Here is a 26,870-nt window from a genome sequence, read left to right on the forward strand (position 1 = left end):
CGATGTGGCATTCCAGCTATCGCTTGCGGCATAGCGTTTCGAGATCGAAACACGTGTTTCGCATAGCCGCCACGTAGCATTTGGCAGCACCTGACCGGCACCGGCCATCATGCGGCTTCCAGCGCGTGATGATGCTGCAGCCAGTGCGGAACATGCTGCGCCGTCATCATCGCCTCGGGCAGGATGCGATCGGCCACCACCGCGAACCGATCGCCATCGACCAGCACTTCTGCCACCAGCGCGCGGCAATTATAGGTCGAGGCCATCGTCGCGCCGTAAGCGCCGGCCGTCAGGAACACGGCCAGATCGCCCGCGGCCACCTCGTCGATATCGCGCGCCATCGCGAAGGTGTCGCCGCTTTCGCAAACCGGGCCGGCGATATTGGCGCAGATCCGCGCCCCGCTCGGCCGCACCGCCGCGAATTCGTGGAAGGCGTCGTACAAAGCGGGCCGTGCCAGATCGTTCATCGCCGCATCGACGATGACATAGGGTCGCGGCACGCCGGGCTTCACCCACAACACTTCGGTCAGCAGCACCCCGCCCGCCCCGGCGATGAAGCGCCCGGGTTCGAACATCAGCGTCGCATCCCAGTCCCGCGTGACGCGCGCGACCATCGCGCCATACGCGGCGGGCGTCGGGAATATTTCGCCGGCACGGTAGGACACACCGAGACCGCCGCCGAGATCGACATGGCTGATCGCGTGCCCAGCCGCGCGCAACTCGGCAATTAGCCTGCCGACCCGCTCATACGCCTGCTCGAGCGGCGCCAGATCGGCGATCTGGCTACCGATATGGATCGCAATGCCGCGCAGGTCGAGACCGTCGAGCGCGGCAAGGCGGGCATAGATGCCGGCAGCGTCCGCCACCGCAACGCCGAACTTGTTCTCGCGCCGGCCGGTGGAGATCTTGGCGTGCGTCTGCGCATCGATATCGGGATTGATCCGCAGCACCGCGGGTGCGCGAACGCCGCGCGTGGCCGCCAGGGCGGCAAGCACGACGCCTTCTTCTTCGAGCTCCAGGTTGAACTGCCCGATTCCGGCATCCAGCGCCGCGGCCAGTTCCCGGCCGCTCTTGCCTACGCCGGAAAAGACGATGCCGGACGCCGGCATCCCGGCCGCCAGGGCGTGGAGCATTTCGCCGCCGGAGACGATGTCGGCGCCATAACCCTCGTCCGCCAACAAGCGCAGCACGGCAAGGTTCGGGTTGGCCTTCACCGCAAAGGCGAGATGCTTGCGCGGCACCGCTGCCAGCCCAGCGCGGAACGCGCGCGCCGCGTCGCGCAGCGCGGCGGCGGAATAGACATAAGCAGGCGTACCGACCGCCGCGGCGATGGTGTTGAGCGCGACCGCCTCGGCGTGGAGCACGCCGTCATGGAGCCGAAAATGCGACATGGATGATCTCGATGTTTCTGTCGGGTGAGCGACGCTGGCGAGGAATACTCAGCGTGCCTCGTCGATGTTGCGGCGAAAACGGCGGATGCGGCGCGCGTGGATGATATCGGCGGTATGGGGATGGCCCCGCCGCTCGGCCTGGACGGCAATCGCCACCCGCTTGCCGTTGATCACCAGGGTCAGGCCGAACAGGACGACCAGGAACAGCAGGACGATGAGCGGTGCGCTTTCCGCCGTCAGCGCTACGCCACCTGCCGCGATGCAGAGCACGGCACCAGCGCTGCGCCACAGCGCATCTCGCTTCGTCACGCTGCGCTCCTGCCGCCACATGCCGTCCGCTCATCGCGGATCACGACATCGCCCGCGCGCGCCAACGCCTGGCCCACATCCGAGCGATGCGGGCCGTGCCACAGCACGATGTCGGCGGGCAGCTCACACTCTTCGCCGAGTGCGACCAGCACGTCCGCCAGTTCGAACGTCAAGCCGATCGCACGGTCGCGCTGCCGCTCCGACGCCGCTTTCGCGCGCCCGATCAATGCCGGAGCGCCATCGACTCCTCGGCCCTCGATCGCCGTGAAGCCGAGCGACCGGGCAAAGTGCGCCGCCTGGATGAGCAGGCACCCCGCGCCGCAATCGGCATCAACGATGCGTACCGAGAACCGACCGCGTTCGCGCAGCGTCGTCAATGCCGCGACGATCGCGGGCCAGCGCGGATCGTGCAGTGCGGTGCGGCTGCCCGGCAGATGCGCGCCCGCCCCGGGCGGCTGCGTGGTTGTGGACTGAGCGGCGGTCTGTGCAATGCTGTTCTTCATGGTGCGTATCCCCTCAGGCGGCATGCGGCAGAGCGCGCTCGTTGGCGGCGACCGGCGCGAAGGAAATCAGCGACTGGATTGGGGCCGACGCGATCTCGACGGCGGCATGATACACCTCCCGCTCGGATTGCGCGTAGCGCATGGCAGCGGTGAACGAGACGAACCGTCCCTCCATCTGCTTGCTGCTGAGCTGAACCAGCCAGTGGCCGGCGGTATCTTGTCCGACGTACAGGATGGGGTCGGACGGGTCAGGCTCCGGATTGGATGCCGACGACATGGTGTTGGTCCTCGTGGATGAGGCGGATCGAGGCTGATCCGCACGTCATCATCTACGAAGCCCTACATAGCCTTTCGAGATCGATTCCCGCCTTTCGCATAGCAGCGGCATAGCGTGCGGCGTTCAATCGGCGCGCAGGCGGTACCCGACGCCCAGCTCATTGGCGATCACGCTGCCGACAGGCTCCGGATATTCGAGCTTCTGGCGCAGATTGCGAATGACGATGCGCAGATATTCGACGCGGGGATCATCATCGCCGCCCCAGGCGGCAGCGATGATCCGGTCGTGCGTCACCACCCGCCCGATATGGCGCGCGAGCACGGCGAGGACATCGTGTTCCTTGCGCGTGAGATGGAGTTCCGCCCCATCGCGGCAAACCAGCCGGCGATCGAGATCGATCGTCAGATTGCCCTTGCGGATGACCTTCTGCGTCGTTTCCGACACGCCGTGATGGCGCAAGGCAACGCGCAGCCGGGCGAGCAATTCCTCGCTGTCGAACGGCTTGGTGACGAAGTCGTCGGCCCCGAGATCGAGCGCGGCGACCTTCTCGTCCGTGGCGTCGCGGGCCGACACGACGAGGATCACGACATCGCCGCTTGCCCGCAGCAGCGGGATGAGGCTGAGCCCATCGCGATCGGGCAGACCGAGATCGAGCAGGATCGCGCTCGGCGCCTCGGCGGCGGCACGCTGGATCGCTTCGCGCGCGTCCATCGCCTCGACCACGGCATAGCCCGCGCGTTCCAGTGTATTGCGAAGCAGGCGACGGATCGAAATCTCGTCGTCCACCACGAGGATCTTGGCCGGCATCAGAGGGCGCTTTCGGGTGCGGTGCGCACGATCAGGTTGGAGGGAAAGACGAGGGTGAAGGCAGCGCCCGTTCCATCGCCCCGATTGCCGGCCTCGACGGTCATGCCCATCGCCTCCGAGAATGCCTTGACGATGGCGAGGCCCAGGCCCGTGCCGCCGATCGCCCGATCCGATCCCTCGAGCCGCCGGAACGTCTCGAATACCTCGGCCTCGCGCCCGGGCGGCAGGCCGGGACCGTGATCGACGATCGACAGCCTGATCTGCCCGTATTGGTGGCGCCCCTCGACGACGATCGGCGTCCCGGGATCGCCATAGCGTCCGGCATTGTCGAGCAGGTTGAGCAGGCAATGGTGGAGGAGCTGGGAATCGACCCGGACCAGCGGCAGGTCGGGCGGCACGTCGAGCTGGATCTGGTGGCCATCCAAGGCACGCCGGGCATCGTGCGCCGCGCCGGCGACCGCGTCGGTGAGGTCGGTCGCCTCGACGTTCAGCTTCAGCGCACCGGCCTCGACCCGCGCCATGTCGAGCAGGTTGCCGACGAACCGGTTGAGGCGCGCCGCCTCGTTCTTGATCGTACCGATCAGTTCGGGTGTGGCGCCATGTTCCAATTGATCGGCAGCGGCGATCACCGCGGTCAGCGGGGTTCGGAAGTCATGCCCGACGGAGGACAGCAAGGCCGCGCGCAGCCGATCGCGCGTGCGCACGGCATCCACATCGCGCATGTCGGTTTCCAGGCGCAGTCGCTCCAGGACCAGCGCGGACTGGTCCAGCAGGCTGGTGAGCAACGGCAATTGATCGGCGCGCACCGGATCGCCGGCGTCGTGGCGCGCCACCCCCATCACGGCAAGCGTCCGGCCGCCGGCCTTCAACGGCTTGAACAGCCATTCCGAGGCAGCGAGCGTCCCCGAGCCCTTGCCCGCCGCCGTCCCCGCATCGAACGCCCAATTGGCCGCCGCCAAGTCCATCGTGTCGAGGCGATAGTCGGGGTTGCTGGCGGCCTGGACGGTCAGGCCGGTGCCGGCCATCGTACCCAGCAAGATGGTCTGCACGTCGAAGACGCGGGCCACGTCTTCGCAGATCATCCGCGCGGCCTCGGACGGGTCGTTGACGCTGCTCAATTGGCCGAGGAAACCGGCCAGGATGGCATTGGTTCGGGCATTGCCGGCGGCGAGATCAGCCTGCGCACGGACCCGCGACGTCAATTGGCTGGTGGCGATCGCCACGCCGAGCAGGACGAAGAGCGAGATGAGGTTTTCGGGATTGTTGACGCTGAACGTGCCGACCGGGGGCAGGAAGACGAAATTATAGGCGAGGCTGCAAACGATCCCGGCGAACAGGCCGGTGCGCAAGCCGAACAGGCTGGCCGCCACCATCACCGGCAGCAGGTAGAGCAACGCGACGTTGCCCAGGCTCAGGACGTGGAACAAGGCGCTGGCGATGGCCGTCACGGCGGCGATCAGCACTGCAGTGATGCCGTATCCCGTCGGCGAGCCCCAGCCCGTCTTCGACCGCCGCCATTCGACCGCGCGCGCCTTGGCATCGTTCTCGGTCGGCAGGACGTGGACCGTGACTCCGGCCGTTTCGCGGATCAGCTGATCGACCACCGAACCGTGCAGGAACTCGAACCAGCGCGACCGCCGCGACTTGCCGACGACGAGCTGCGTCGCGCGCGCATGCACCAGATATCCGCGGATGCCGTCGACGACGGAGACCGCGGGGACGGTTGCGACGACGGCGCCTAATTGCGTCGCCAGCGTCATCGCGGCGGCGACGCGGCGGTGCTGTTCGTCCGTGAAATGCGCCGTCCGGGGCGTTTCGACGAACAAGGCGGTCCACGGCCCACGCAGGCCATCGGCAACGCGCTTGGCGGCGCGCACCAGGCCGTCTGTGCCGGGCAGTTCGTTGATCGCGACGACGATACGGTCGGTGCCGGCCCAGGTGCCGCCGACGCCCAGCGCCCGGACATGGTCCAGCATCTGCACGTCCACCGCTTGCGCGGCGCGGCGCAGTGCCAGCTCCCGCAAGGCCGACAAATTGGATTTGGAGAAGAAATGCGACAGTGCCCGGGTCGCTTCGTGCGGCAGATAGACCTTGCCGTCCTTCAATCGCTCGATCAGCTCGTCGGGCGGGATATCGACGACCTCGATCTCGGCCTGTTCGAGGATGCTGTCGGGCACCGTCTCGCGCACGCGGACGCGGGTGAACGAGGCGACGACGTCGTTCAGGCTTTCGACGTGCTGGATATTGATCGTCGTATAGACATCGATCCCGGCCGCGAGGAGCTCCTCGACATCCTGATAGCGCTTGGGGTGGCGGCTGCCCGGGGCATTGGTGTGGGCCAGCTCATCGACCAGCACCAGCCGCGGTGCGCGCTCCAGGATCGCATCGAGATCCATCTCGTCGATGCCATGCCCCTCATAGGTGATCGCGCGGCGCGGCACGATCTCATGGCCCCGCGTGAGTGCCTCGGTCTCGGCGCGGCCATGCGTCTCGACCACGCCGATCACCGCATCGACGCCGGCGCGGCGCCGCTCGGCTCCTTCCGACAGCATCTCGAACGTCTTGCCGACGCCGGGCGCTGCGCCGAGGAAGATCTTCAGACGGCCACGACCCTCCTGCGACGCCTGTCGCAGGAGGGCCTCGGGCGATGGTCGGTCGGTCGGTTCGTTCATCCGGCGCTGGCATCCAGCGCACGGTTGATCGCCAGCACGTTGACGGTCGGGTCGCCGAGGATGCCGAACAGCGGAGTCTCGACATGCGCCTCGACCAGCGCGCGGACCTTCGCGGCAGGCAGGTTGCGGGCGCGCGCGACCCGATCGACCTGCGCCAGCGCGGATGCCGGCGACAGATCGGGATCGAGCCCCGAGCCGGATGCCGTGGCGAGATCGGCGGGCAACGGCCCGGTCACGCCTTCTATGCGCCGCTTGGCGACATCGGGCTTGATGCGATCGACCAGGGCCTGCGACGTCGGCCCCAGATTCGAGCCGGACGAGGCGAGGCCGTCATAGCCCTTGCCGGCGGCCGAGGGGCGCGTCTGGAAATAGCGATCGCTGGTGAAGGCCTGCCCGACGACGGTCGAGCCGACGACCTTGCCGCCTTGCGTCACCAGGCTGCCATTGGCCTGGCTGGGGAAGATGATCTGTCCGACGCCCGTCATGGCCAAGGGATAAGCGATCCCGAGCAGAAGCGCGAACAGGATCGTCATGACGGCGGCAGGGCGAAGCGCGGAAGTGAAGTCGGAAGTCATGGGAGTTACCCTTCTAAAGCGTCTCTGTTCCCCGGCGAAGGCCGGGGCCCAGTCGGGAAGGTCACGGTGATGGAGCGCAGCGTCTCCATCCAATCGTCGCGCGACTGGGCCCCGGCCTTCGCCGGGGAACAGTGCGGGCAGCGCGCGATCACGCCAGCCCTAGGCCACCGACGGCAAGATCGATGATCTTGATGCCGATGAACGGCGCGACAAGCCCGCCCAGGCCGTAGACGGCGAGATTGCGCGCGAGCAGCGGCCCTGCTGCCATCGGCTTGTACGCCACGCCCTTCAGCGCCAGCGGCACCAGCAACGGGATGATCAGCGCGTTGAAGATGATCGCGGACAGGATCGCGCTCTGCGGGGTGGACAGGCCCATCACGTTGAGCACGCCCAGCCCCGGATACAGCGCGACGAACATCGCCGGGATGATGGCGAAATACTTCGCCACGTCGTTCGCCACCGAGAAAGTGGTGAGCGCGCCGCGGGTCATCAGCAATTGCTTGCCCAGGCCCACCACCTCGATCAGCTTGGTCGGATCGCTGTCGAGATCGACCATGTTGCCCGCCTCGCGCGCCGCCTGCGTGCCGGTGTTCATCGCCACGCCGACATCCGCCTGCGCCAAAGCCGGCGCATCGTTGGTGCCGTCGCCGCACATCGCGACCAGCTTGCCGCCCTGCTGTTCCTTGCGGATCAGGTCGAGCTTGTCCTCCGGCGTCGCCTGGGCGAGGAAATCGTCCACGCCGGCTTCGGCCGCGATCGCCGCGGCGGTGAGCGGATTGTCGCCGGTGATCATCACCGTGCGGATGCCCATCGTGCGCAGCTCGCCGAAGCGTTCGCGGATGCCGGCCTTGACCACGTCCTTGAGGAAGATCGCACCAAGCAGCCGGCCATCCTTGGCCACGGCCAGCGGCGTACCACCGGCACGGGCGATCTCGTCGGTCACGCGGCGCAGTTCGGTCGCCGCGGCGGTCTGCCCCGCGCCGGGATTGGCCTTGAGGATCGATTCCACCGCGCCCTTCTGGATCAGCGACGGATCGATGCGCACGCCCGAAATCCGCGTCTGCGCGGTGAACGGGATGATCTCGGCCCCGCCCGGCAGGTTGGCGATGGTGATGCCGAACTTCTCGCGCGCCAGTACGACGATCGAGCGCCCTTCGGGCGTCTCGTCGGCAAGGCTGGCGAGCAACGCCGCTTCCGCCAGTTCGCCATCGCTGACACCGCCGACGGCACGGAATTCGCTCGCCTGGCGGTCACCGATGGTGATCGTACCGGTCTTGTCGAGCAGCAGCACGTCGATATCGCCCGCCGCTTCCACCGCGCGGCCAGACTTGGCCAGCACGTTGAAGCGCACCAATCGGTCCATGCCGGCGATGCCGATCGCCGACAGAAGTGCGGCGATTGTCGTCGGGATGAGCGTGATCAGCAAGGCGGCGAGGATCGCCACCGGCACGCCGCCACCGGCATAGGATGCAAAGCCCGGGATCGTGCCGACCGCGATGAGGAAGATGATCGTGAGGCCGACAAGCAACAGGGTCAGCGCGATCTCGTTGGGCGTCTTCTGCCGCTCGGCACCCTCGACCAACGCGATCATGCGGTCGAGAAAGCCCTCGCCGGGGTTGGCGGTGACCCGCACGCGGATCTCGTCCGAGATGACGCGCGTACCCGCCGTCACCGCGGAGCGGTCGCCGCCTGCCTCGCGGATCACCGGCGCGCTCTCGCCGGTGATCGCCGCTTCGTTGACCGAGGCGACACCGGCGACGACTTCGCCATCCGCCGGGATCAGGTCGCCCATCGTGACCAGCACAATATCGCCCGCCCGCAGCGTGCTGGCGGGCACGTGCTCGACCTGCTCGCCTTTCATCCGGCGTGCGGTGAGCTCCGCCTTGGTGGCACGCAGGCTCGCCGCCTGTGCCTTGCCGCGGCCCTCGGCCAGCGCCTCGGCAAAGGTGCCGAACAAGACGGTCAGCCACAGCCAGATGACGAGCTGGAGCTTGAAGCCGACGCTCAGCCCATCCTGCCCGATCACGAGCAGGACGGTCATCAGCGCAGCGACGACGGCGGTGACGAACATCACCGGGTTGCGGATCAATTGCCGCGGATCGAGTTTGCGGAAGGAATCGCCGATCGCCGGAACGATCAGGTCTGCCGTGAAGAGCGACTTGGTAGGGTTGCGTGCCATGTGGCCAGGTCCCGTCAGAAGGTTTTGCCGCTGATCATCGCGAGATGATCGGCGATGGGCCCAAGCGCGAGGCTCGGGAGGAAAGTGAGGCCGCCCAGGATCAGGATCGTGCCGACCAGCAGGCCGACCCACAGGCCGCCCGTCGTCGGGAACGAGCCGGCGCTCTCCGGCGTGTACTTCTTCGCCGCGAGGCTGCCGGCGATCGCCAGCATCGGCACGATGATGAAGAAGCGCCCCAGCCACATCGCCACGCCCAGCAAGCCATTATAGAATGGCGTGTTGGCGGTCAGGCCGGCAAAGGCCGAACCATTGTTCCCGACGCCGCTGGTATAGGCGTAGAGGATCTCGCTGAAGCCGTGCGGTCCCTTGTTGAGCGGTCCGGCCAGCCCCGCGGGCAGCACGGCGCTGATCGCGGTAAAGCCCAGGATGATCAGTGGCAGGATGGCGATCGCCAACACGGCCAGCTTCACCTCACGGCTCTCGATCTTCTTGCCGACATATTCCGGCGTGCGGCCGACCATCAGCCCGGCGACGAACACCGCGAGGATGGCGAACAGCAGGAAGCCGTAGATGCCGGCGCCGACGCCGCCGATGACGACTTCGCCCAGTTGCATGTTGATCAGCGGCACCATGCCGCCGAGCGCGGTGAAGCTGTCGTGCATGCCATTGACCGCACCGCAAGACGCGGCAGTGGTGACGACCGAGAAGAGCGCACTGGCGGCGATGCCGAAGCGGACCTCCTTGCCCTCCATATTGCCGCCCGCGACGCCCAATTGGTGAACGATCGGGTTGCCCGCGGCCTCCTGCCAATAGGTCACGCCGACGCCGACCATGAACAGGATCAGCATGGCCGAGAGGATCGCCCATCCCTGCCGCGTGTTGCCGACCGCCTTGCCGAACGTCCAGGTGAGCCCGAAGCCGATCAGGAAGATCGACAGCATCTGTATAAGGTTGGTCAGTGCCGTCGGGTTCTCGTACGGATGCGCGGAATTGGCGTTGAAGAAGCCGCCACCATTGGTGCCGAGCATCTTGATCGCTTCCTGGCTCGCCACCGGGCCGAGCACGAGCGTCTGCTTGGCGCCTTCCAGCGTCGTCACGTCGACCGTGCCGGCCATCGTCTGCGGCACGCCGCTGGCGATGTAGAAGACGGTGAGCAGCACGCAGAGCGGCAGCAGCACGTAGAGCGTGACGCGCGTCATATCGGCCCAGAAATTGCCGATCGTCGCCGCCGAGCGCCGCGCAAAGCCGCGGAACAACGCGAAGGCCAAAGCGATGCCGGTCGATGCCGAGAGGAAGTTGTGGATCGTTAGCCCGAACATCTGGCTGAAGTTCGACATCGTCGATTCGCCGCCATAGCTCTGCCAATTGGTGTTGGCGGTAAAGCTGATCGCGGTGTTGAACGCCAGATGGCCGCTCAATCCCGGCAACCCTTGCGGATTGCCCGGCAGCACGCCCTGCAAGCGCAGCACGGCATAGGTCACGGCCATCAGCGCGACGTTGAACAGCAGCATGTGCAGCGCGTAACGCCGCCAGCCCTGCTCGGCATTCGGGTCGATCCCCGAAAGCTTGTAGAAGCCGCGCTCCACGGGTGAGAGCACGACATGGAGCGGCGTGCGCCGCCCTTCATAGAGCGCGAACAGCCATTCCCCCATCGGCTTGGTCAGCGCGAGGAGAATGGCGACGAAGCCGAGGATCAGGATCCATCCCTGGAATGTCATGAGAAGGCGCTCCTTTCTAGAAGCGTTCGGGGCGGATCAGCACCGCCACGAGGTAAAAGAGCAGCCCGAGCGCGGTGATCGCGGCGAGCCAGAGGTCAAGCGTCATCAGCGTGTCCTAGAGCTTGGGGGTCAGGCCTTGTCGCACAGCCGGACATAGGCGAGCGTCAGCGCCACCAGTCCGACCATTACGGCGATCCAGAGAAGGTCTTCCATCGCTCAGTTCCTCGTCAGAAGGCAGCAGTCAGCGAGGCGACGATCGTGCCGCCGGCGATGTTGCCGGTGCCGTCCTGGCCCTTGCTGAAGCTCGGGCGCAGATAGGCGGCGTCGCGGCTCGAGATGTCGGTGTCGACGTACGATAGGTTGAGCGTCAGGTTGTGCCAGGTGGCATCCGCGCCCAGCGCCCAATCCCAGTAATTGCCGGTCGGCGAGACGGCGGTCGCATTGGGGCCAAGGCCGTTCTGGCCCCAGCTATGGCCGATATGCGCCTTTGCAGTGATCGGCGTGCCGGCCAGCGCGAACGCGCCGTCGCCGGCCACGTACAGATTGTCGTCCTTGGCGCCAGCATTGGTATAGATGCCGGCGGCGGCATCGGCGCCGGTGCGGTACCAACGGCCGAGTGCCTCCTGCTTGGGCGCGTAGGCGACGCTTGCCGTCAGCGTGGCGGGGCCGGTCGTGCCGGTCAGCTTGATATAGGGTTCGGCGAAATCGGTCTTGTCGGCGCCGCCGGGATAGACATACCAGGTGAGCCCGGCGTCCAGCGTAGCATTGTCGGCGAGCTTCGCCTTGTAGCCGCCGATCAGGTCGAGCTCCATGTTGGCGCCGCCGAACGTGCCCCAACCGCCCAGGTTCGACGCCCAGGTCCCGATATAGAAGCCGCTTTCATGCGCGATGGTGATGCCGCCCTGCACGGCCATTTCCTGGTCGGACTGCGACACGCCACGGAACCGGTAATCGGATGCGATCGCCACCGATCCACTAACGGTGATCGCGGCCGGCGCTGCAGTCTCGGCAGGGAGCTTGTTCTCGGTGGTCGACTGCGCCTGCGCGGCAAGCGGCAAGGCCAGGAATGCTGCTGCGATGGCCGAATATGCGAATTTCATCTGTGCCCCCAACGGAGTGGCGACCACGAATGATTGTGGTGCCTTGAGGCTGTGCAATTAGGCGCCCGGCCCGTTGCAATTCGAGAGCGATTCCGGTGTTTCGCATAGTGCTGGCGTATGTTTTGCGGTTTTTGCCGGGGACAGTGCGGGCTCGGCATCGCCGGCCCGGCCGTCGCCGGCAGCCGCATTTCGCAATGCTATGCCGCCGCTATGCGAAAGGCCTGGATCGATCTCGAAACACTATGCGGGATTGGCGATGTGAGCGTCATGGTCTCCTTCACATCCACCTACCGGCGCGCACCATCCGCGAGAAAAGATCGCGGGACGGTCATCACGGCATCCTTGCCATGAGCCCAATTTTGCTCGTTTTCGCCCTGCCGATCGAACTGCTTGCCTTGTTCGCGATCTGGAGCTGGAGCCCGCGGGGGCGACCGGCTGGCTGGCTTATCCTGGGCTGCGTAATGCTATCGTGCGTGGCCGGGTTGGCGGTGATGCTCCCGGCATCCCTCGCGGCGCGCCTCTGCCTGGGCTTGGCGGGCATGTATCTGTTTTCCGCACTTGCCTGGGCATGGTGGGCCGCAGGCACGCGCCCGACGGACTGGAGGCCCGGCGACGTCGGCCGCGCCTGTCTGGCGACCGCGTTGTTCGCCCTGGCGAATGTTGGCTAAGGCCGATTCTCGCGCGGATCCCCTACCTGGGTGACGTAGGCCGATCGCTACGCAGCGTGATGCGTGTAAGCTCCGAAGGCCGCCCGAGGCGCAGCGCGAAGCCCGGCCACAGCCCCGTGCCGTTGCTGACGTACAGCGTCATGCCATCGACCTCGTACCGGCCGGACACGAAGCCGGCATTGCCGCGCGCCACCAGCCGGTCGAGCCCGAGGATCATGCCGCCATGCGTGTGCCCGGAAAGCTGCAGCGCGACGCCGCGCGCGGCGGCCTGCCGCGCCCGGCGCGGCTGATGGTCGAGCAGGATCACGGGGGCATCTTCGGGTGCGCCGGCCAAGGCCGCCGCGAGATCCGGCCCGGCCTGTCCATGGCCGGGCGCCGACAGATCGGTGACACCGGCAAGAACGATCCGCGGCTCGCCACGCGTCAGCAGCGCGTGCGCATTGGGCAGCATCTTTATCCCCAGTCCGGCGATGTGCCGCATCCACGCCGCATACTCGAAGAAATATTCGTGATTGCCCGGAATGGCGTAGACGCCGTCGGGCGCGCGCAGGCCGCGCAGCGGCTCGACATCGGCGCGGCGCATCTCCACCGATCCGTCGATGAAGTCGCCGGTCACGACGATGGCATCGGCCCCGGCAGCGTTGGCGCGATCGACCACCGCGCGCGCCCATGTTGCGGGAAACAGCCGACTGATATGCAGATCGGTCAGTTGCAGCAGCCGGTATCCCTCGAATTCCGGCGGCAGACCGGCGATCGTGACCTCGATATCCGTGACCGGCGGCACGCGCACCGCGTTGGCCACCGCGATGGCCGCCAGCAGTGCCGCGACGCCTGCGCTGCCATATCGTACGCTGTCCGGAAGGCTGAGCGCGCGCTGCCTCGCCAGCATGGCGGCCAACGTGCCGAGATCGAGCACGATCTGCACGACGGCGAGCAGCACGATGAAGCCAAAGGCCCAGTTGAACAGGATGACGACGGACCGCGGGAATTCCGGCGCGAACACCGAGCCGGACGATAGCTTGCTCCAGAAATGATATTGCGACGCGGCCAGCAGCAGGAACGCGATCGCACCCTTGCCCCACAACGGCAGCGATAAGGGCCAGAGCCAGCGCGCGATGACGAACAGGCTCGGCGCTGCAAAGATGAGGTGAAAGATCGTCGCTCTCCAGATGTGCGGTGTCGTGGCTAGGGCACGCTAGGGTTGCACGGGGCGTCGCGTGGCTCAGCGTTCTCGGCGGGGGATCTGCATCGCCACGCTGGCGGCCGACAATAGCCCGCCGAGCACCGCGACGGCAGTCCAGCCGCTCAGCGTCCAGGCCCAAGTCGCCGCTGCCGATCCGGCCGCGCCGCCGAGGAACATCGCGCCCATGAAGATCGTGTTGAGCCGCGCACGCGCCTCCGGGCGGAGCGCGTAGACGATGTGCTGGTTCGACACGAGCGCGCTCTGCACCCCGAAATCGAGCAGGATCACGCCGACGATCAGCCCGGCGATGCTGCCCCACACGCCGATCACCACCCATGCGGCAAGCGTCAGCGCGGCGCCGAGCAGGATCACGCGGTGCGGGCCGCTTCGGTCTGCCATGCGCCCGGCGACCGGTGCGGCAAGCACGCCCACCGCGCCGACGATGCCGAACAGGCCGGCGATGTCGGCACCCAGGCCGAAGCGCGGCTGCTGCAAATGCAGCGCCAGGATCGTCCAGAACGCGCTGAACGCGGCGAACAGCAGCGCCTGGGTAATCGCCGCTTTCCTCAGCGCACCGAACTCTCGCCACAAGCCGCCGAGCGAATGCAGCAGCTGGCCGTACCGCAGGTCGGCATCCGGCGTGCTCCGCGGCAGCCGTGCCGCCAGCAACGCGCCCGCGCCCAGCGCCAATGGCACGCCCAGCCAGAACATCGCGCGCCAGCCGGCATGCGTCGCAACGAAGCCCGCCAGTGTCCGGCTGAGCAGGATGCCGCATAACAGCCCCGCCATGACGGTGCCGACCGTGGCACCGCGACGCTCCGGGCTCGATAAATGGGCGGCAAAGGGGACGATCTGCTGCGCCACGGTCGCCAGTACGCCGACCAGCAGCGATCCCGCGATCACCAGCGCAACACTCGGCGCCAGCGCGACGATGGCGAGCGCCACGGCCAGCCCGATGAACTGCAGGACGATCAACCGCTTGCGTTCGACCAGATCCCCCAGCGGCACCAGCAGGAACAGCCCCGCCGCATAGCCGAGTTGCGTTGCCGTCGGCACCAGGGCGGTGGCCGCGCCCGGCAGGTCGCGCTCCATGATGCCGAGCATCGGCTGGTTGTAATAGATGTTCGCCACCGCAATGCCCGCGGTCGCCGCCATCGCGAAGGTCAATCCCCTGCCGAGGCGCTCCTCGGGTGCGGCGTGGAGGGTGTTGGCAGTGTGCGTCATCGCGTCCCCCTGCCCTCAACGCGGTGCGAGGTCGAGAGACGAATGCTCCTGAGTGCGCGTCGCCGCGTGAGAAGCGGCAACCTCGTTGCGTCGTCAGGCGCCAGCCAAAGCCTTGCGCGTGATAGTCGCCAATAATTCGCGCAGGGCGTGATCGGCTTCCTGGCGCTGGATCGTGTTGTGTTCGGCGGCAGTGCGGACGCGCATGTCACCAAGCGCGTCGGCAACGGCGATGGCGGTTTCGTAGGAGACGATCTCCGCTGCGAAGCCTTTTCGGATCGCACCGATCAGCGCGATGTCGAGCAGCGGACCGGGCGCGATGCTCTTCGAATCGCGCTTGGCGTCCTTGAGGATGCCCTTCATCCACAGGTTCGCCGGCCCGTCCGTATCGCGGCCGGTCTGCTGCAAGGCGTCGGCCTGGGCTTGGCTGAGCGCGATCTGCTCCTGCAGCAACGAGGCGAGCGCGGCATCCTGGATCACCGGTACGAGCTTCGGCAGGCGCTCGGCCATCAGGATGGCGCCGGCATACAGGTCCTGCACGCAGGCGATGAGGAGTTTGTCGGGCGTATCAGTGCTGCTCATGAGGCGATAACCGGCGGACCGCGCATTTGTTGCCGGCAGCCGACCGGGCGCCCTATTCTTCGTGGTGAACCAATGCTTTGCGCCTGCGTTTTGAGCATCTTACCATCATGCGCGGCAGGAGACAGCGAGTGCGGATCCATCATCTCAATTGTGGTACGGACTGCCCCGTCGGCGGCGCGCTGTTCGATGGCTGCAGCAAGGGGCCGCTCGGGCACCTCGTCTGCCATTGCCTGCTGATCGAGACGGATGCGCATGGCTTGGTGCTGGTAGATACCGGTTACGGCCTGAACGACGTGCGGCACCCGCATCAGCGGCCGCACCCGCGGATCACGCGGGCGTGGCGGGCGATGCTCAATATACAGCTGCGCGAGGAGGAGACGGCGATCCGGCAGATCGAGCGGCTGGGCTTCTCGGCGGCGGATGTGCGGCATGTCGTGCTGACGCATCTCGACTTCGATCATGCCGGCGGGATCGACGACTTTCCGAACGCGACCATCCACCTGCTCGATGCAGAATTCCGCGCCGCCACCGGCCCGCGCACGACCACCGTAGCGCGTAACCGCTACCGTCCCCGGCAGTTCGACACCGCCGACCAGTGGCAGGTGTATGACGGCGTGGGCGAGCCCTGGTTCGGGTTCGATGCGGTGCGCGATCTGAAGGGCCTGCCGCCGGAGATCCTGCTCGTGCCGCTGCCCGGGCATACATGGGGCCATGCCGGCGTGGCGATCGATGGCGGCGATCGCTGGCTGCTGCACGCTGGCGACGCCTATTTCTACCGCAGCGAGGTACGGCAGGCGAAACGTGAATGCACGCCGGGGCTGCGCGGCTATCAGACGCTGATGGAGGTCGACCGCGCACTGCGACTGGCCAACCAGCAGCGCGTCAGGGCGCTATCGGTGGAGCAAGCCGGCGCGGTGGACGTGATCTGCTCGCACGATGTCGTGGAGTTGGCTGCATGCCAGGCCGGGCGACCGCTCGGCCTTTGATGACCGTCTTACCTTGTCCGTTCGTGCTGAGCTTGTCGAAGCACGTGCCCGGAACGCGCCCTTGGCCAAGCTTCGGACGATCGGGTTAGAGCGTGATGACTTGGAACAATCTCACTCCCCCGTTCATCCTGAGTAGCCCCTTCGACTGCCTGCAAGGGCAGGCGCTCAGGACAGGCGTCGAGTAGCCCGTAGGGCGTATCGGGAAGGCGTATCGAAGGACATGCGATACCGCGCTCCAAGTGCTTCGATACGGGTCCTCGATACGGCCTGCGGCCTACTTGGTCTCTACTCAGCACGAACGGTAGAAGATGAGGTCGCCATGTTTTGGTCGTTCAGTATAGTAGCGAAGACGCCCGGAGTTCGGCCCACGCCTGCTCGTCAGGCCGCGTGACCGCGTCCAGGTCGCCCGCAGTGGCGCTCGCATCGTCGACCCAGTCGCGCAGGCCGGGGCCGCCGTTGATCACGTCGATCGCGAGCTTGCCGAATTCATATTCGTACGGGAAATCGCGCCACAAATCGTAATCGGGATAGAGCGTGCGGATCGCCTTGAACCCTGCGGCCTGAACGCGCCACGGGCGGAACGCTGCATGGTCGTAGCCTGACCCTTCGGCATGGATGAACACACCGTTGCACAACTGCCCGACATGCTTGTGGAAGGTCGGCTGAAACCAGAAATCGCGCAGGGTGCAGCCCGCCAGCCAGTCGGGCGCGATGCGGTGCATCTCGGCAATCACTGCCTTGGCGTCGATATCGGGCGCGCCGAACAGCTCGAGCGGGCGGGTCGTGCCGCGGCCTTCGGACAGGTTGGTGCCCTCCAGCATCACCGTGCCGGCATAGGCGCGCGCCATGTTGACGTTGGCGGCATTCGGGCTGGGATTGATCCACACCCGGTCCTCCGGCCAGCCGAAGCCGGGCGCGGCGTCCGGTGCCCAGCCCTGCATCGCGATCACCCGGTATTCCACGTCCAGCTTGTAGTGCGCGATGAACCAATGGCCGAGCTCGCCCAACGTCATGCCATGGCGCATCGACATCGGCCCTGCCCCGACGAAGCTTTCCCAACCGGGAAGCAAGGTCAGCCCCTCGATCGGGCGGCCGGCGGGGTTGGGTCGATCGAGCACCCACACGCCCTTGTGGTGCTCGGCGGCGGCCTGCAGCACGTACAGCAACGTCGTGACGAACGTGTAGATGCGGCCGCCGACATCCTGCAGGTCGACCAGCATGACGTCGAACGTGTCCAGCGACCGGGCGGTCGGGCGGCGTACCTCGCCGTAGAGGCTGAATACGGGGATGCCGTACCCCGGATCGGCGAAGTCGGGCGACTCCATCATATTGTCCTGCAGGTCGCCGCGCACGCCGTGCTGCGGGCCAAACACCGCTGAGACGTTCACGCCCGCGGCGACCAGCGCGTCGAGGCTGTGCGTCAGGTCCGCCGTGACCGAGGCGGGATGCGCGAGCAAAGCGACGCGCTTGCCCTCCAGGGGTGCACGCAAGGCGGGGTCGGCGAGCAGCCGATCGATACCGAATTTCATGGCCGGCGTGGTGCCGGGCAGCGCCAGCGCGTGCAAGCGCGTTTTTCGCGAGGGGGAGCGAAACCGGTGGCGATTGGTTGTGCTGCCGTATCATTAGAGGAACCGCCATGATCCGCTCCTTCCTGCTCGGCTTGTCCGGTGGCGCTCGCGCGATGACCCCGCTCGCGGCAGTCGCCAACGCCGCACGCACCGGAAACCTGCCGGCTGACAACAATGCGCCCGACTTCCTGTCGCACCCGATCGTGTCGGCCGGCACGATGGCGCTGGCGGTGTACGAACTGGCCGGCGACAAGCAGCCGAGCGCACCGGACCGCATCATCCCGGCGGCGGTCGTGGTCCGCGGGCTGAACGCGGCCTTTGCTGGTGCCGTGGTGGCGCCGCGTGACCGACGCTGGGCTGGTGCGGCGGTCGGCGGGGCGACGGCGGTGATCGCGTCGTATCTCACCTGGCGTGTGCGGATGCGGGCGATGCAGGATCATGGGCAGACGATGACGGGCTTTGTCGAGGATGCCGTCGTGGTGCCGATGGCGGTTGCGGCGGCGATGGGGCGCTAGGCTGATCGGCATGTCGGTTGGCCTGCGTACGCTCGGCACGTGACTGGGGCGGAAAGCATCCACCAAGCCGTTAAAGCTACTGCTCGGAAGCCGGCAATCGTCCGGTGAAACAGTCGCGATTGTGGAAGTCGGGCGGGCCGGGCGCGTGGGCGAGTGCCCAGTAGGATTTGGTGCCGTCCACTTCTTCGATCACTGCCGATAGTCCGATGTGACAGGGGCCAGGCGGGATATCGTCCAGTTCCTGATCGACTTCGATGATGTAGCCGGCGTCTGGCCCGCCCCGCGCGATGTGCGGCGGAGCGATCTGCGGCAGGTCGCGCATGCCGGCGCGGTAGCTGTCGAAGCCATAGGCGGCCCACTCGGTCGACGGCGCGTAATTGAATTCGAGATAGCTCTCCGATCCCCCGGGTGCGAGGAACAGCTCGAAACAGGTCGTCTTCCATAAGCCACCGGCCCTGAGCGGCGACTTCGCTTCGGGCAGCAGCAGGGCGTCTCCGCCCTCGACGATGAAGGTCAGCAGCAGGCCTGTGGCAGTTGCCACGAGATCGACCACCACGCCGCGTACCCGGGCGGGAGGTGTGTCCGGGTGCGGATGGAGGATGTATCTCATCGCGCTACCCTAGCGCATGAGGAGCGGAGATCGACCCTTTGCTTGGTCGTTCCGAGCTGCACCAAGCGTTTCGCGGCAGTTCCCCGGCGGAGGCTGGGGCGTGTCGCATGATGCACGCGCGAGAGCGGGTTCAATAAGCAGGCAAGGCTAGGGCCCGCACCGCGGCGCGGTCGATCGGGGCGTCGAAGCGGCAGCCGGTAAAACCCTGGTCGGCCCACACCACCGTCGCGCCGACCGGCATGCCGCCCGGAAAGCGCAGCCACAGCCGCTCGCCGCGCTCTGCGCCAAGGTCGGCCTGGATCCGGCAGCCGAAGATCGAGATGTCGTGCAGCAGCGCGTCGGTTGGCTCGGTGCCATGGCGCCGCACGCTGCCGCGGCTTACCGACACCGGGTGGCGGACGGCACCGCGTTGCTCGACCGAAGCCGGCGCGACACTGCGATATTGCGTAACCCTGGACGCCATCGAGCTCCCTTTCCCGCTCGATGTGCAAGCGAAACTTCAACGAACCGTTAAGGACGTCCCACTGACGCTGCGCTAACGCTCTGGAAAAATGCGACGAACACGCTTATGTGCGCGGCCTCCCATGGCAACCATCCTCCCCTCCCCGCCGCGTGTCGGCATGGTTTCGCTCGGCTGTCCCAAGAACCTTGTCGACAGCGAACGCATCCTCACCAAGCTGCGCAGCGACGGCTACGCCATGTCGCCCGATTATGCCGGCGCCGATATCGTGCTGGTCAATACCTGTGGCTTCCTCGATTCCGCCAAGGAGGAAAGCCTGGAGGCGATCGGCGAAGCGATTGCCGAGAATGGCCGCGTGATCGTCACCGGGTGCATGGGCAAGGACGCCGAGACGATCCGCGCGCGCTTCCCGAATGTGCTCGCGGTGACCGGCGCGCATCAATATGAGGAAGTGGTCGGCGCCGTGCACGAGGCGGCACCGATGCCGCCGAGCGCGTTCCTCAACCTCGTGCCCGACAGCGGCCTCAAGCTGACGCCGCGGCACTACAGCTATCTCAAGATTTCCGAGGGCTGCAATCATCGCTGCAGCTTCTGCATCATCCCGTCGCTGCGGGGCGATCTGGTCAGCCGCCGGCCGGATGCGATCCTGCGCGAGGCGGAGAAGCTGATTGAATCCGGCACCAGGGAATTGCTGGTGATCAGCCAGGATACTTCGGCTTACGGCGTCGACATCAAGCACCAGCCACGCACGTGGCACGGGCAGGAGGTGCGCGCGCACATGACCGATCTGTCGCGCGAGCTCGGCAAGCTCGGCGCCTGGGTCCGGCTGCATTACGTCTACCCCTATCCGCACGTCGATCACGTCATCCCATTGATGGCGGAGGGGCTGGTGCTCCCCTATCTCGACATCCCGTTCCAGCATGCCAGCCGCAACGTGCTGAAGCTGATGAAGCGCCCGGCGAACGAGACCAAGGTGCTCGAGCGGATCAGGAACTGGCGGACGATCGCGCCGGACATCGCGATCCGATCGACCTTCGTGGTCGGCTTTCCCGGCGAGACGGAGGATGATTTCCGCTATCTGATGGATTGGCTGGAAGAAGCGCGGCTCGACCGCGTCGGCGCGTTCCGCTTCGAACCGGTCGAGGGTGCGGCGGCGAACCTGCTGCCCGACCATGTGCCGGAAGAGATCAAGGAAGAGCGCTACGCCCGCCTGATGGAGCTCACCGCGCGTATCTCGGCGGAAAAGCTCCACGCCAAGATCGGCCGCACGCTCGACGTGATCATCGATGCGGTCGATGAGGATGGCGCCACCGGCCGATCGAAGGCTGACGCGCCGGAGATCGATGGCGAGGTGCATCTGCGCGATGCCGGACACCTGAAGCAGGGCGAAATCGTCTCGGTCGAAATCGAGGATGCCGACGAGCACGATTTGTACGGCGTGCCCGCCCGATCAGTGATGCAAAAGGTTGGCACGATGCTGGGCGAGATGCTCTAGCGTTCCGTGCCTTCGGGCGACCCTCAATCCGTTCGTGCTGAGTAGAGACCGAGTAGGCCGCAGGCCGTATCGAGGGCGCGTATCGAAGCACCGGTGGAGCGCGCGGCCGCCTGTCCTTCGATACGCGCTCTCGATACGCGCTTCGCGCTACTCGACGCCTGTCCTGAGCGCCTGCCCTTGCAGGCAGGCGAAGGGGCTACTCAGGACGAACGGAGGCAGGTAGGGTGATCGACTTCAACGTCCGAACTACCTCAAAGAGTATCCGATGCGCCGCCTGCTGATCCCTCTGGCCCTGCTCGCCACGCCCGCAGCCGCGCAGCAGCTGACCCCCGCTGAGACCGCTCAGGTCGACGGGCTGGTGACCGAAACGCTGGCCGGCAGCGGCGTGCCCTCGGCATCGATCGCCATCGTGCGCGACAATCGCATCGTCTTCACCAAGGCGTACGGCAAGCAGTCCGAAGCCGCCCCCGCCCGGGCGCAATCGCGCTACCAGATCGCTTCCGTGTCGAAGCAATTCACCGCCGCCGCGCTGCTGATGCTGGAGAATGACGGCAAGCTGCGGCTCGACGAGACGGTCGCCAGACACCTGCCCGGGATCAGCGGTGGCGATACGATCACGCTGCGGCAATTGCTGAGCCATACGTCTGGCCTGCAGGATTACTGGCCGCAGGATTACAGCTTCAAGGCGATGGCCACGCCCGTCACGCCGAAGCAGATCGTCGATCGCTGGGCCAGGAAGCCGCTCGATTTCGCGCCGGGCACGCAGTGGCAATATTCCAACACGGGCTACGTCGTGGCTGGGATGATCGCCGAACAGGTGTCGGGCCAACCGCTGCTCGACTTTCTCGACGCGCGGATCTTCAAGCCGCTGGGCATCGCCGCGATGGACCAGGATCTCGCGAACGGCGCGCGCTACCCGCAGGGCTATGAGCGCGCGGCGCTCGGCCCCGTACGGCCCGTGACACCGGCGGCATCCGGCTGGCTGTTCGCGGCAGGCGAATTGGCGATGAGCGCGGGCGACCTGGCGAAGTGGAATGTCGCACGACTAACGCGCGCGATCCTGCCCGCGGAGGATTGGACGGCACAGGAAACGGCGATCCGCCTCAGCGACGGGGCGGCGACCGGCTACGGCCTGGGCGTCTCACTCGGTGAGGCCGATGGCCGCCGCTTCGTCGAACATAGCGGCGAGGCGGTCGGCTTCCTGTCCGAGAACATCGTCTATCCCGACGACAAGGCGGCGATAACCGAGCTGACCAACAGCTGGTCGAGCCCGGCGTTCATGACGATCGCGCGCGGCATCGCCGGCATCGTCCTGCCCCGCCCTACCACGGCCACCGCCGACCTCGACGCGACCCGCCGTGCACGCGCGCTGTTCGATCAGTTGCGCAGCGGACGGCTGGATCGCACACAGCTGACCGAGGATGCGGACTATTATTTCACCCCGCGCACGCTCGGCGATTTCCGCGCCAGCCTGGCCCCTCTCGGCGAGCCGGTCAGCTTCACGCAGTTCGGCCGCGCGCGATTGCGTGGCGGCTTCGTCAATCGCACGTACCGCGTGACCTATGCCGACGCGACGCTGTCGATCAGCACCTACCGCGAGCCCGGTGCAACCGGCCGGTTCGAACAATTCCTCGTCGCGCCTGCACAGAAGTGATCCTGCCATGACCGATTTCGCCAAACTGCTCCAGCCGGACCGCGGCCAGCCCGCCCGCACGATCCACGTCGTGCATCCCGACAACTATGCCGAGTGGCTGGCAAAGCAGCCGCAGCGCACGCGGACGGCGGTCGCCGCCCACCGGCTGACCGGCAAGGCGGGCAATCGCGCGGTGCTGCCGGGCGATGGCCCGGAAGATTGGTCGATGCTGCTGGTGTGCAACGAAAGCCTGGACTCGCCATGGCGCATCGCGTCGCTGGGCGAGCAATTGCCCGAGGGCAGCTACCGCCTGGCCGACGGTGAGCCGGGCGCGGCGATGCTCGGCTGGCTGCTCGCGCAATATCGGTACGAGCGGTACAAGCAGGGCGACAGCGTCGGCCCGCGCGTGCTGCTGACCGGCGAGCCGGCGCGTATCGACGAGACGGTGCGTCTTGCCACTGCCACCGCCATGGTGCGCGATCTCGTCAACACGCCAGCGTCCGATCTCGGCCCGGCGGACCTGGAAGCGGCGGCTGCGCGGCTGGCCGAGCAGCATAATGCGACGCTGACGGTGACCCAGGGGGAGCCGCTCGCCAAGGGTTATCCGATGATCCACGCGGTCGGCACGGCGGCGGCCGCCGATCGGGCGCCGCGGCTGATCGAGCTCGAATGGGGTGATCCGGCACACCCGCGCGTCGCCCTGATCGGCAAGGGCGTGACGTTCGACACCGGCGGCCTGAACATCAAGCCGGGCAGCGGCATGGCGCTGATGAAGAAGGACATGGGCGGCGCGGCACACGCGCTGGCACTGGCCGGCCTGGTGATGGCGGCGCGGCTCAAGGTGCGGCTGCATCTGCTGATCCCCGCGGTGGAGAACAGCATTTCGGGCGCAGCCTTCCGTCCCGGCGACGTCCTCGCCACGCGCCAAGGGCTGACGGTCGAGAACACCAACGCCGATGCCGAGGGCCGGCTCGTGCTGGGCGATGCGCTGACCAAGGCGGGCGAAGGCGCGAACGGCCGGCTGCCGGAGCTGATCATCGACTATGCGACCCTTACCGGCGCGGCGCGCGTCGCACTCGGGCCGGATCTGCCCGCCACGTTCAGCAACGACGAGGCCTTGGCGCAGGCGCTGCTCGATGTGGGCATGGCAGTCGGCGACCCACTGTGGCGGCTGCCTCTATGGGACGGCTATGACGACATGCTGAAGTCGGACATTGCCGACATGGTCAATTCGGCCGAGGGCGGATATGCCGGTGCAACGATCGCTGCGTTGTTCCTGCGCCGGTTCGTCCCGGCAGGGATCGCCTGGGCGCATTTCGATACGTTCGCGTGGCGCCCTGCGGCCAAGCCCGGGCGGCCCAAAGGCGGCGACGCGCTGGGCCTGCGCGCGGCTTGGGCGGTGTTGAAGGCACGCTATGGGTGATGAGCGCAGCACCGCGCTCCCCGTCAAAGGCCAGGCTCAGTAGCGGAACGGCAGAGATCGTGCCTTGCGCCCGGTTGCTCCCACCTTCGCTACTGGACCCCGGCCTGCGCCGGGGAACTGGCGGCCTCAATCCAACCCAGCCGCCGCCTCGATGATCGGCACGAACTTGGCAGCGGTAAGACTGGCACCCCCCACCAGCGCGCCATCGACGTCGCCGGCCGCCAGCAGTGCCGCCGCATTGTCGCCCGTCACCGACCCGCCGTACAGCAGGCGCATCGCATCCGCGTCCGCGCCGATCGCCGTCCGTAAAGTCGCCCGGATGGCACCGTGCATGGCGGCAATATCCGCCACCGTCGGCGTCCGTCCCGTGCCGACTGCCCAGACGGGTTCGTACGCGATCGACAGCCAGTCGGCCGCCGCCCCTTTCGGTAGCGACGCGGTCAATTGCCCGGTGACCACCGCCTCCGCCTTCCCCGCCTCGCGCTGCTCCAGCGTCTCGCCCACGCACAAGATGGCGCTCAGCCCGCCGGCGAGCAGCGCCGTCGCCTTCGCCTTCACGTCCGCATCGGTCTCGTAATTGTCCGCCCGGCGCTCGCTATGCCCGACGATCGAGAAACGCGCGCCGGCCTCGGCGATCATCGCCACCGAAATGCAGCCGGTGTGTGCGCCGCGGGGCGCGGGGTGAACGTCCTGCGCGCCGATCGCCAGTCCCGGCGTGGCGGCGACCGCCGGTGCGATCAGCGTTGCCGGCAGGGCCATTGCCACCTCCACATTGCCGGCACTGTCCGCCGCGCGCGCGATGCCTTCCAGTTCGGCGAGCGCCGCCAGATCGCCGTTCATCTTCCAATTGCCCGCGATCAGCTTGCGTCGTGTCATGCGTCTCCCCTTTACAGTTGGGACGGCGATAGAGTGCGATCCCGCGTCTGCACAAGCTTGAAGCTCGCCGGTGCTGCCCGTAAAGCGGTGCCAATTCCGTACGTGCAACAGATCGGTCGTCCATGCTCAGCCTCATCCGCCGCCTCACCCATTCGAAGGTCGGCCTGGTCGTCACGTTCGGCCTGCTGGCGCTGATCGCGCTGGCTTTTGCCGCCACCGACATCACCGGCATGCAGTCGGGCGCCACCGCCGGCGGCGGTTCGGTGGCGACCGTGGGCAAGGCCAAGATCGGCGAAGGCGAGCTGCGCGACCGCGCGCAGAACGTGCTGGAGGGCTATCGCCAGCAGCAGCCGGGCATCGACATGGGGCAGTTCATCGCGCAGGGCGGGCTGGAAGGCACGCTGAACCAGCTGATCGAGGATCTGGCACTCGACCAGTTCGGCCGCGATCAGGGCATGGTCGTCAGCAAGCGGGCGGTGGACGGCGAGATCGCCAGCATCCCGGCGCTGCAGGGCCCCGACGGCAAGTTCAGCCAGACGATCTATCAGCAGCTGCTGCGTGACCGGAAGCTGACCGACGTCCAGATCCGCCAGGATATCGCGCGCGACATCATCAAGCAGCAGCTGATCCTGCCGACGCTGCCCGCCGCACAGGTGCCGTTGCAGCTTGCACTGCCTTATGCCTCGCTGCTGCTCGAAAAGCGCCAGGGCCAGGTCGGCTTCATCCCGACACGGGCCATGCCCGTGGGCGCCGCGCCGACCGAGGCGGAGCTTGCCACCTGGTACAAGCGCAACATCGCCCATTACACCATCCCGGAACGCCGCACGATCCGCTACGCGATGATCACGGGCGATCAGATCAAGGCGCAGACCGTGCCGACCGAAGCGGAGATCGCACAGGCCTACAAGTCGCAGGCCGCGACCTATGCCGCGACCGAAAAGCGCTCGATCGTGCAGGTCATTCTTGCCGATCAGGCCAGCGCGAACGCGCTCGCCGCCAAGGTGAAGGCCGGCACCTCGATCGAGGCGGCGGCACGTGCCGCGGGGCTCGAGCCGATCACGCTGCCGCTGGTGCAGAAAGCCGCTTATGCCGCGCAGAGCACGCCGGCGATCGCCGATGCGGTGTTCGCGGCGCCACAGGGGGGCGTCGTTGGCCCGCTGCGTGGTACGCTCGGCTTCAGCGTGGTGCGCGTCGATGCGATCCAGAAGGTCGCGGCGCGGTCGCTGGATGAGGTACGCGACGAAGTGTCGGCTGCCGTGTCGCGTGAAAAGGCCAATACCGTGCTGGCACGCATCCACGATGCGCTTGACGACGGCATCGCCAATCGCTCGACCTTTGCCGAGCTCGTTTCCGACCAGAAGCTGACCGCCAGCGCCACGCCGGCATTGCTCGCCGACGGCCGCGATCCCAACGACGCGACACGCAAGGCTGCGCCCGATTTCATGCCGATCATCGCCGCCGCCTTTGCTGCCGAAACGGGTGACAGCCCGCAGCTGGTGACCATCGGCACCGATGGCGGCTTTGCACTCGTCGCGCTCGACCGCGTCGTGCCGCCTGCCGCACCGCCGATCGCCGCGATCCGCCCGGTACTGGCGCGCGACTTCACGCTCGATCGCTCGCGCCGTGCGGCCCGGGCGATCGCCGCCGGCATCGTCTCCAAGGCCAACAAGGGTGGCGCCTTCGCGGCGCTGTATGCGGCAAGCGGCGTGAAGGTGCCGCCGATCCAGCCGCTCAACGCTTCGCGCGCGCAGCTTTCCACCAATCCGCGCGGCGCGCCGCCGCCCCTGGTGCTGATGTTCTCGATGTCGCAGGGCACGTCCAAGCTGCTCGAGGCACCGAACAACGAAGGCTGGTTCGTGCTCCATCTCGACCGCATCGAGCGCGGCAATGCGGTGGGCAAGCCGCAGGTGATCGACGCGATGCGTGCCGATCTCGGCAAGGTCGTTGGCCGCGAATATGCGCAGCAGTTCGGCGCCGCGGTGCAGAAGCATGTCGGCGTGAAGAAGAACGACAAGAGCATCGCTGCCGTCCGGGCAACGCTGACGGGTGCAGGCGCCGCGCAGTAAGAGACCTTGTTCCCCGGCGCGGGCCGGGGAACGGTAGCGGGCGAGGCGTCACA

25 protein-coding genes are annotated in these 26,870 nt (G+C 67.0%); 7 read left to right on the forward strand and 18 right to left on the reverse strand.

Annotated features, from left to right (window positions below; translation table 11 throughout):
• Nucleotides 1-107: 107 nt before the first annotated feature.
• The 11 genes from lysA to NV382_RS04335 all read right to left on the reverse strand — a co-directional run bounded on the left by lysA (nucleotide 108) and on the right by NV382_RS04335 (nucleotide 11,531).
• Nucleotides 108-1,391, reverse strand: coding sequence for a diaminopimelate decarboxylase (lysA, locus tag NV382_RS04285; protein WP_260599293.1), 1,284 nt, complete (start codon nucleotides 1,389-1,391; stop codon nucleotides 108-110).
• 48 nt (nucleotides 1,392-1,439) lie between these two features.
• Nucleotides 1,440-1,700, reverse strand: a complete 261-nt coding sequence (locus NV382_RS04290; RefSeq protein ID WP_260599294.1) for a hypothetical protein — start codon at nucleotides 1,698-1,700, stop codon at nucleotides 1,440-1,442.
• Nucleotides 1,697-2,203, reverse strand: coding sequence for a class I SAM-dependent methyltransferase (locus tag NV382_RS04295; RefSeq protein WP_260599295.1), 507 nt, complete (start codon nucleotides 2,201-2,203; stop codon nucleotides 1,697-1,699). Before NV382_RS04295 ends, NV382_RS04290 begins: the two co-directional genes overlap by 4 nt.
• Before the next feature lie 13 nt (nucleotides 2,204-2,216).
• Entirely contained in the window at nucleotides 2,217-2,480 is a 264-nt protein-coding gene (locus NV382_RS04300; RefSeq protein ID WP_260599296.1) for a hypothetical protein, read from the reverse strand.
• Nucleotides 2,481-2,603: 123 nt separating this feature from the next.
• Entirely contained in the window at nucleotides 2,604-3,287 is a 684-nt protein-coding gene (locus NV382_RS04305; RefSeq protein ID WP_260599297.1) for a response regulator transcription factor, read from the reverse strand.
• Nucleotides 3,287-5,959, reverse strand: a complete 2,673-nt coding sequence (locus NV382_RS04310) for a sensor histidine kinase (protein WP_260599298.1) — start codon at nucleotides 5,957-5,959, stop codon at nucleotides 3,287-3,289. The genes NV382_RS04305 and NV382_RS04310 overlap by 1 nt, the downstream gene beginning before the upstream one ends.
• Nucleotides 5,956-6,534, reverse strand: coding sequence for a potassium-transporting ATPase subunit KdpC (gene kdpC, locus NV382_RS04315; RefSeq protein ID WP_260599299.1), 579 nt, complete (start codon nucleotides 6,532-6,534; stop codon nucleotides 5,956-5,958). Before kdpC ends, NV382_RS04310 begins: the two co-directional genes overlap by 4 nt.
• A 148-nt stretch (nucleotides 6,535-6,682) precedes the next feature.
• Nucleotides 6,683-8,713, reverse strand: a complete 2,031-nt coding sequence (gene kdpB, locus NV382_RS04320; protein WP_260599300.1) for a potassium-transporting ATPase subunit KdpB — start codon at nucleotides 8,711-8,713, stop codon at nucleotides 6,683-6,685.
• Between the two features lie 14 nt (nucleotides 8,714-8,727).
• The gene (gene kdpA, locus NV382_RS04325; RefSeq protein WP_260599301.1) at nucleotides 8,728-10,431 is read right to left on the reverse strand and encodes a potassium-transporting ATPase subunit KdpA; all 1,704 of its coding nucleotides are present in this window, start codon (nucleotides 10,429-10,431) and stop codon (nucleotides 8,728-8,730) included.
• A gap of 16 nt (nucleotides 10,432-10,447) precedes the next feature.
• Nucleotides 10,448-10,537, reverse strand: coding sequence for a K(+)-transporting ATPase subunit F (gene kdpF, locus NV382_RS04330; RefSeq protein ID WP_066489609.1), 90 nt, complete (start codon nucleotides 10,535-10,537; stop codon nucleotides 10,448-10,450).
• Between the two features lie 121 nt (nucleotides 10,538-10,658).
• Nucleotides 10,659-11,531 (reverse strand): TorF family putative porin, encoded by an 873-nt coding sequence (locus tag NV382_RS04335; RefSeq protein ID WP_260599302.1) that lies wholly within the window; start codon nucleotides 11,529-11,531, stop codon nucleotides 10,659-10,661.
• Between the two features lie 347 nt (nucleotides 11,532-11,878).
• On the opposite strand from NV382_RS04335, the gene NV382_RS04340 reads away from it, so the two are divergent.
• Nucleotides 11,879-12,199, forward strand: coding sequence for a hypothetical protein (locus tag NV382_RS04340; RefSeq protein WP_260599303.1), 321 nt, complete (start codon nucleotides 11,879-11,881; stop codon nucleotides 12,197-12,199).
• A 22-nt stretch (nucleotides 12,200-12,221) separates the two neighbouring features.
• On the opposite strand, the gene NV382_RS04345 is transcribed toward NV382_RS04340, so the two are convergent.
• The 3 genes from NV382_RS04345 to NV382_RS04355 form a co-directional block, all read right to left on the reverse strand.
• On the reverse strand, nucleotides 12,222-13,283 hold the full coding sequence (locus NV382_RS04345) for a metallophosphoesterase (RefSeq protein ID WP_260599304.1): 1,062 nt from the start codon (nucleotides 13,281-13,283) through the stop codon (nucleotides 12,222-12,224).
• A 138-nt stretch (nucleotides 13,284-13,421) separates the two neighbouring features.
• Nucleotides 13,422-14,606, reverse strand: coding sequence for an MFS transporter (locus NV382_RS04350; RefSeq protein WP_260599305.1), 1,185 nt, complete (start codon nucleotides 14,604-14,606; stop codon nucleotides 13,422-13,424).
• Between the two features lie 93 nt (nucleotides 14,607-14,699).
• A complete protein-coding gene (locus NV382_RS04355) occupies nucleotides 14,700-15,185 on the reverse strand; it encodes a DUF892 family protein (protein ID WP_260599306.1) in 486 nt (161 codons plus the stop codon).
• 128 nt (nucleotides 15,186-15,313) lie between these two features.
• Here NV382_RS04355 and NV382_RS04360 point away from each other — a divergent pair, with 128 nt between their 5' ends.
• Nucleotides 15,314-16,171 carry an MBL fold metallo-hydrolase gene (locus NV382_RS04360; protein WP_260599307.1) on the forward strand — a complete coding sequence of 286 codons (858 nt, stop codon included), beginning with the start codon at nucleotides 15,314-15,316 and terminating at the stop codon, nucleotides 16,169-16,171.
• Nucleotides 16,172-16,503: 332 nt separating this feature from the next.
• Here the strand turns inward: NV382_RS04360 and NV382_RS04365 are convergent, their stop codons facing one another.
• On the reverse strand, nucleotides 16,504-17,700 hold the full coding sequence (locus NV382_RS04365) for an exo-beta-N-acetylmuramidase NamZ family protein (RefSeq protein WP_260600304.1): 1,197 nt from the start codon (nucleotides 17,698-17,700) through the stop codon (nucleotides 16,504-16,506).
• A 107-nt stretch (nucleotides 17,701-17,807) separates the two neighbouring features.
• On the opposite strand from NV382_RS04365, the gene NV382_RS04370 reads away from it, so the two are divergent.
• A complete protein-coding gene (locus NV382_RS04370; RefSeq protein WP_260599308.1) occupies nucleotides 17,808-18,254 on the forward strand; it encodes a DUF4126 family protein in 447 nt (148 codons plus the stop codon).
• Nucleotides 18,255-18,330: 76 nt separating this feature from the next.
• On the opposite strand, the gene NV382_RS04375 is transcribed toward NV382_RS04370, so the two are convergent.
• Nucleotides 18,331-18,864, reverse strand: a complete 534-nt coding sequence (locus NV382_RS04375) for a DOMON-like domain-containing protein (RefSeq protein ID WP_260599309.1) — start codon at nucleotides 18,862-18,864, stop codon at nucleotides 18,331-18,333.
• 130 nt (nucleotides 18,865-18,994) lie between these two features.
• Nucleotides 18,995-19,327 (reverse strand): PilZ domain-containing protein, encoded by a 333-nt coding sequence (locus tag NV382_RS04380; protein ID WP_260599310.1) that lies wholly within the window; start codon nucleotides 19,325-19,327, stop codon nucleotides 18,995-18,997.
• 121 nt (nucleotides 19,328-19,448) lie between these two features.
• On the opposite strand from NV382_RS04380, the gene rimO reads away from it, so the two are divergent.
• The 3 genes from rimO to NV382_RS04395 all read left to right on the forward strand — a co-directional run bounded on the left by rimO (nucleotide 19,449) and on the right by NV382_RS04395 (nucleotide 23,875).
• Nucleotides 19,449-20,819, forward strand: a complete 1,371-nt coding sequence (gene rimO / locus NV382_RS04385; RefSeq protein WP_260599311.1) for a 30S ribosomal protein S12 methylthiotransferase RimO — start codon at nucleotides 19,449-19,451, stop codon at nucleotides 20,817-20,819.
• A gap of 265 nt (nucleotides 20,820-21,084) precedes the next feature.
• Nucleotides 21,085-22,473 carry a serine hydrolase domain-containing protein gene (locus tag NV382_RS04390; RefSeq protein WP_260599312.1) on the forward strand — a complete coding sequence of 463 codons (1,389 nt, stop codon included), beginning with the start codon at nucleotides 21,085-21,087 and terminating at the stop codon, nucleotides 22,471-22,473.
• Between the two features lie 7 nt (nucleotides 22,474-22,480).
• The gene (locus NV382_RS04395; RefSeq protein WP_260599313.1) at nucleotides 22,481-23,875 is read left to right on the forward strand and encodes a leucyl aminopeptidase family protein; all 1,395 of its coding nucleotides are present in this window, start codon (nucleotides 22,481-22,483) and stop codon (nucleotides 23,873-23,875) included.
• 126 nt (nucleotides 23,876-24,001) lie between these two features.
• Here the strand turns inward: NV382_RS04395 and tpiA are convergent, their stop codons facing one another.
• Nucleotides 24,002-24,751 (reverse strand): triose-phosphate isomerase, encoded by a 750-nt coding sequence (tpiA, locus tag NV382_RS04400; RefSeq protein WP_260599314.1) that lies wholly within the window; start codon nucleotides 24,749-24,751, stop codon nucleotides 24,002-24,004.
• A 122-nt stretch (nucleotides 24,752-24,873) separates the two neighbouring features.
• Here tpiA and NV382_RS04405 point away from each other — a divergent pair, with 122 nt between their 5' ends.
• Entirely contained in the window at nucleotides 24,874-26,817 is a 1,944-nt protein-coding gene (locus NV382_RS04405) for a peptidylprolyl isomerase (RefSeq protein ID WP_260599315.1), read from the forward strand.
• Nucleotides 26,818-26,870: the final 53 nt, after the last annotated feature.

The organism is Sphingomonas endolithica (assembly GCF_025231525.1).
GTDB classification, from domain to species: Bacteria; Pseudomonadota; Alphaproteobacteria; order Sphingomonadales; family Sphingomonadaceae; genus Sphingomonas; species Sphingomonas endolithica.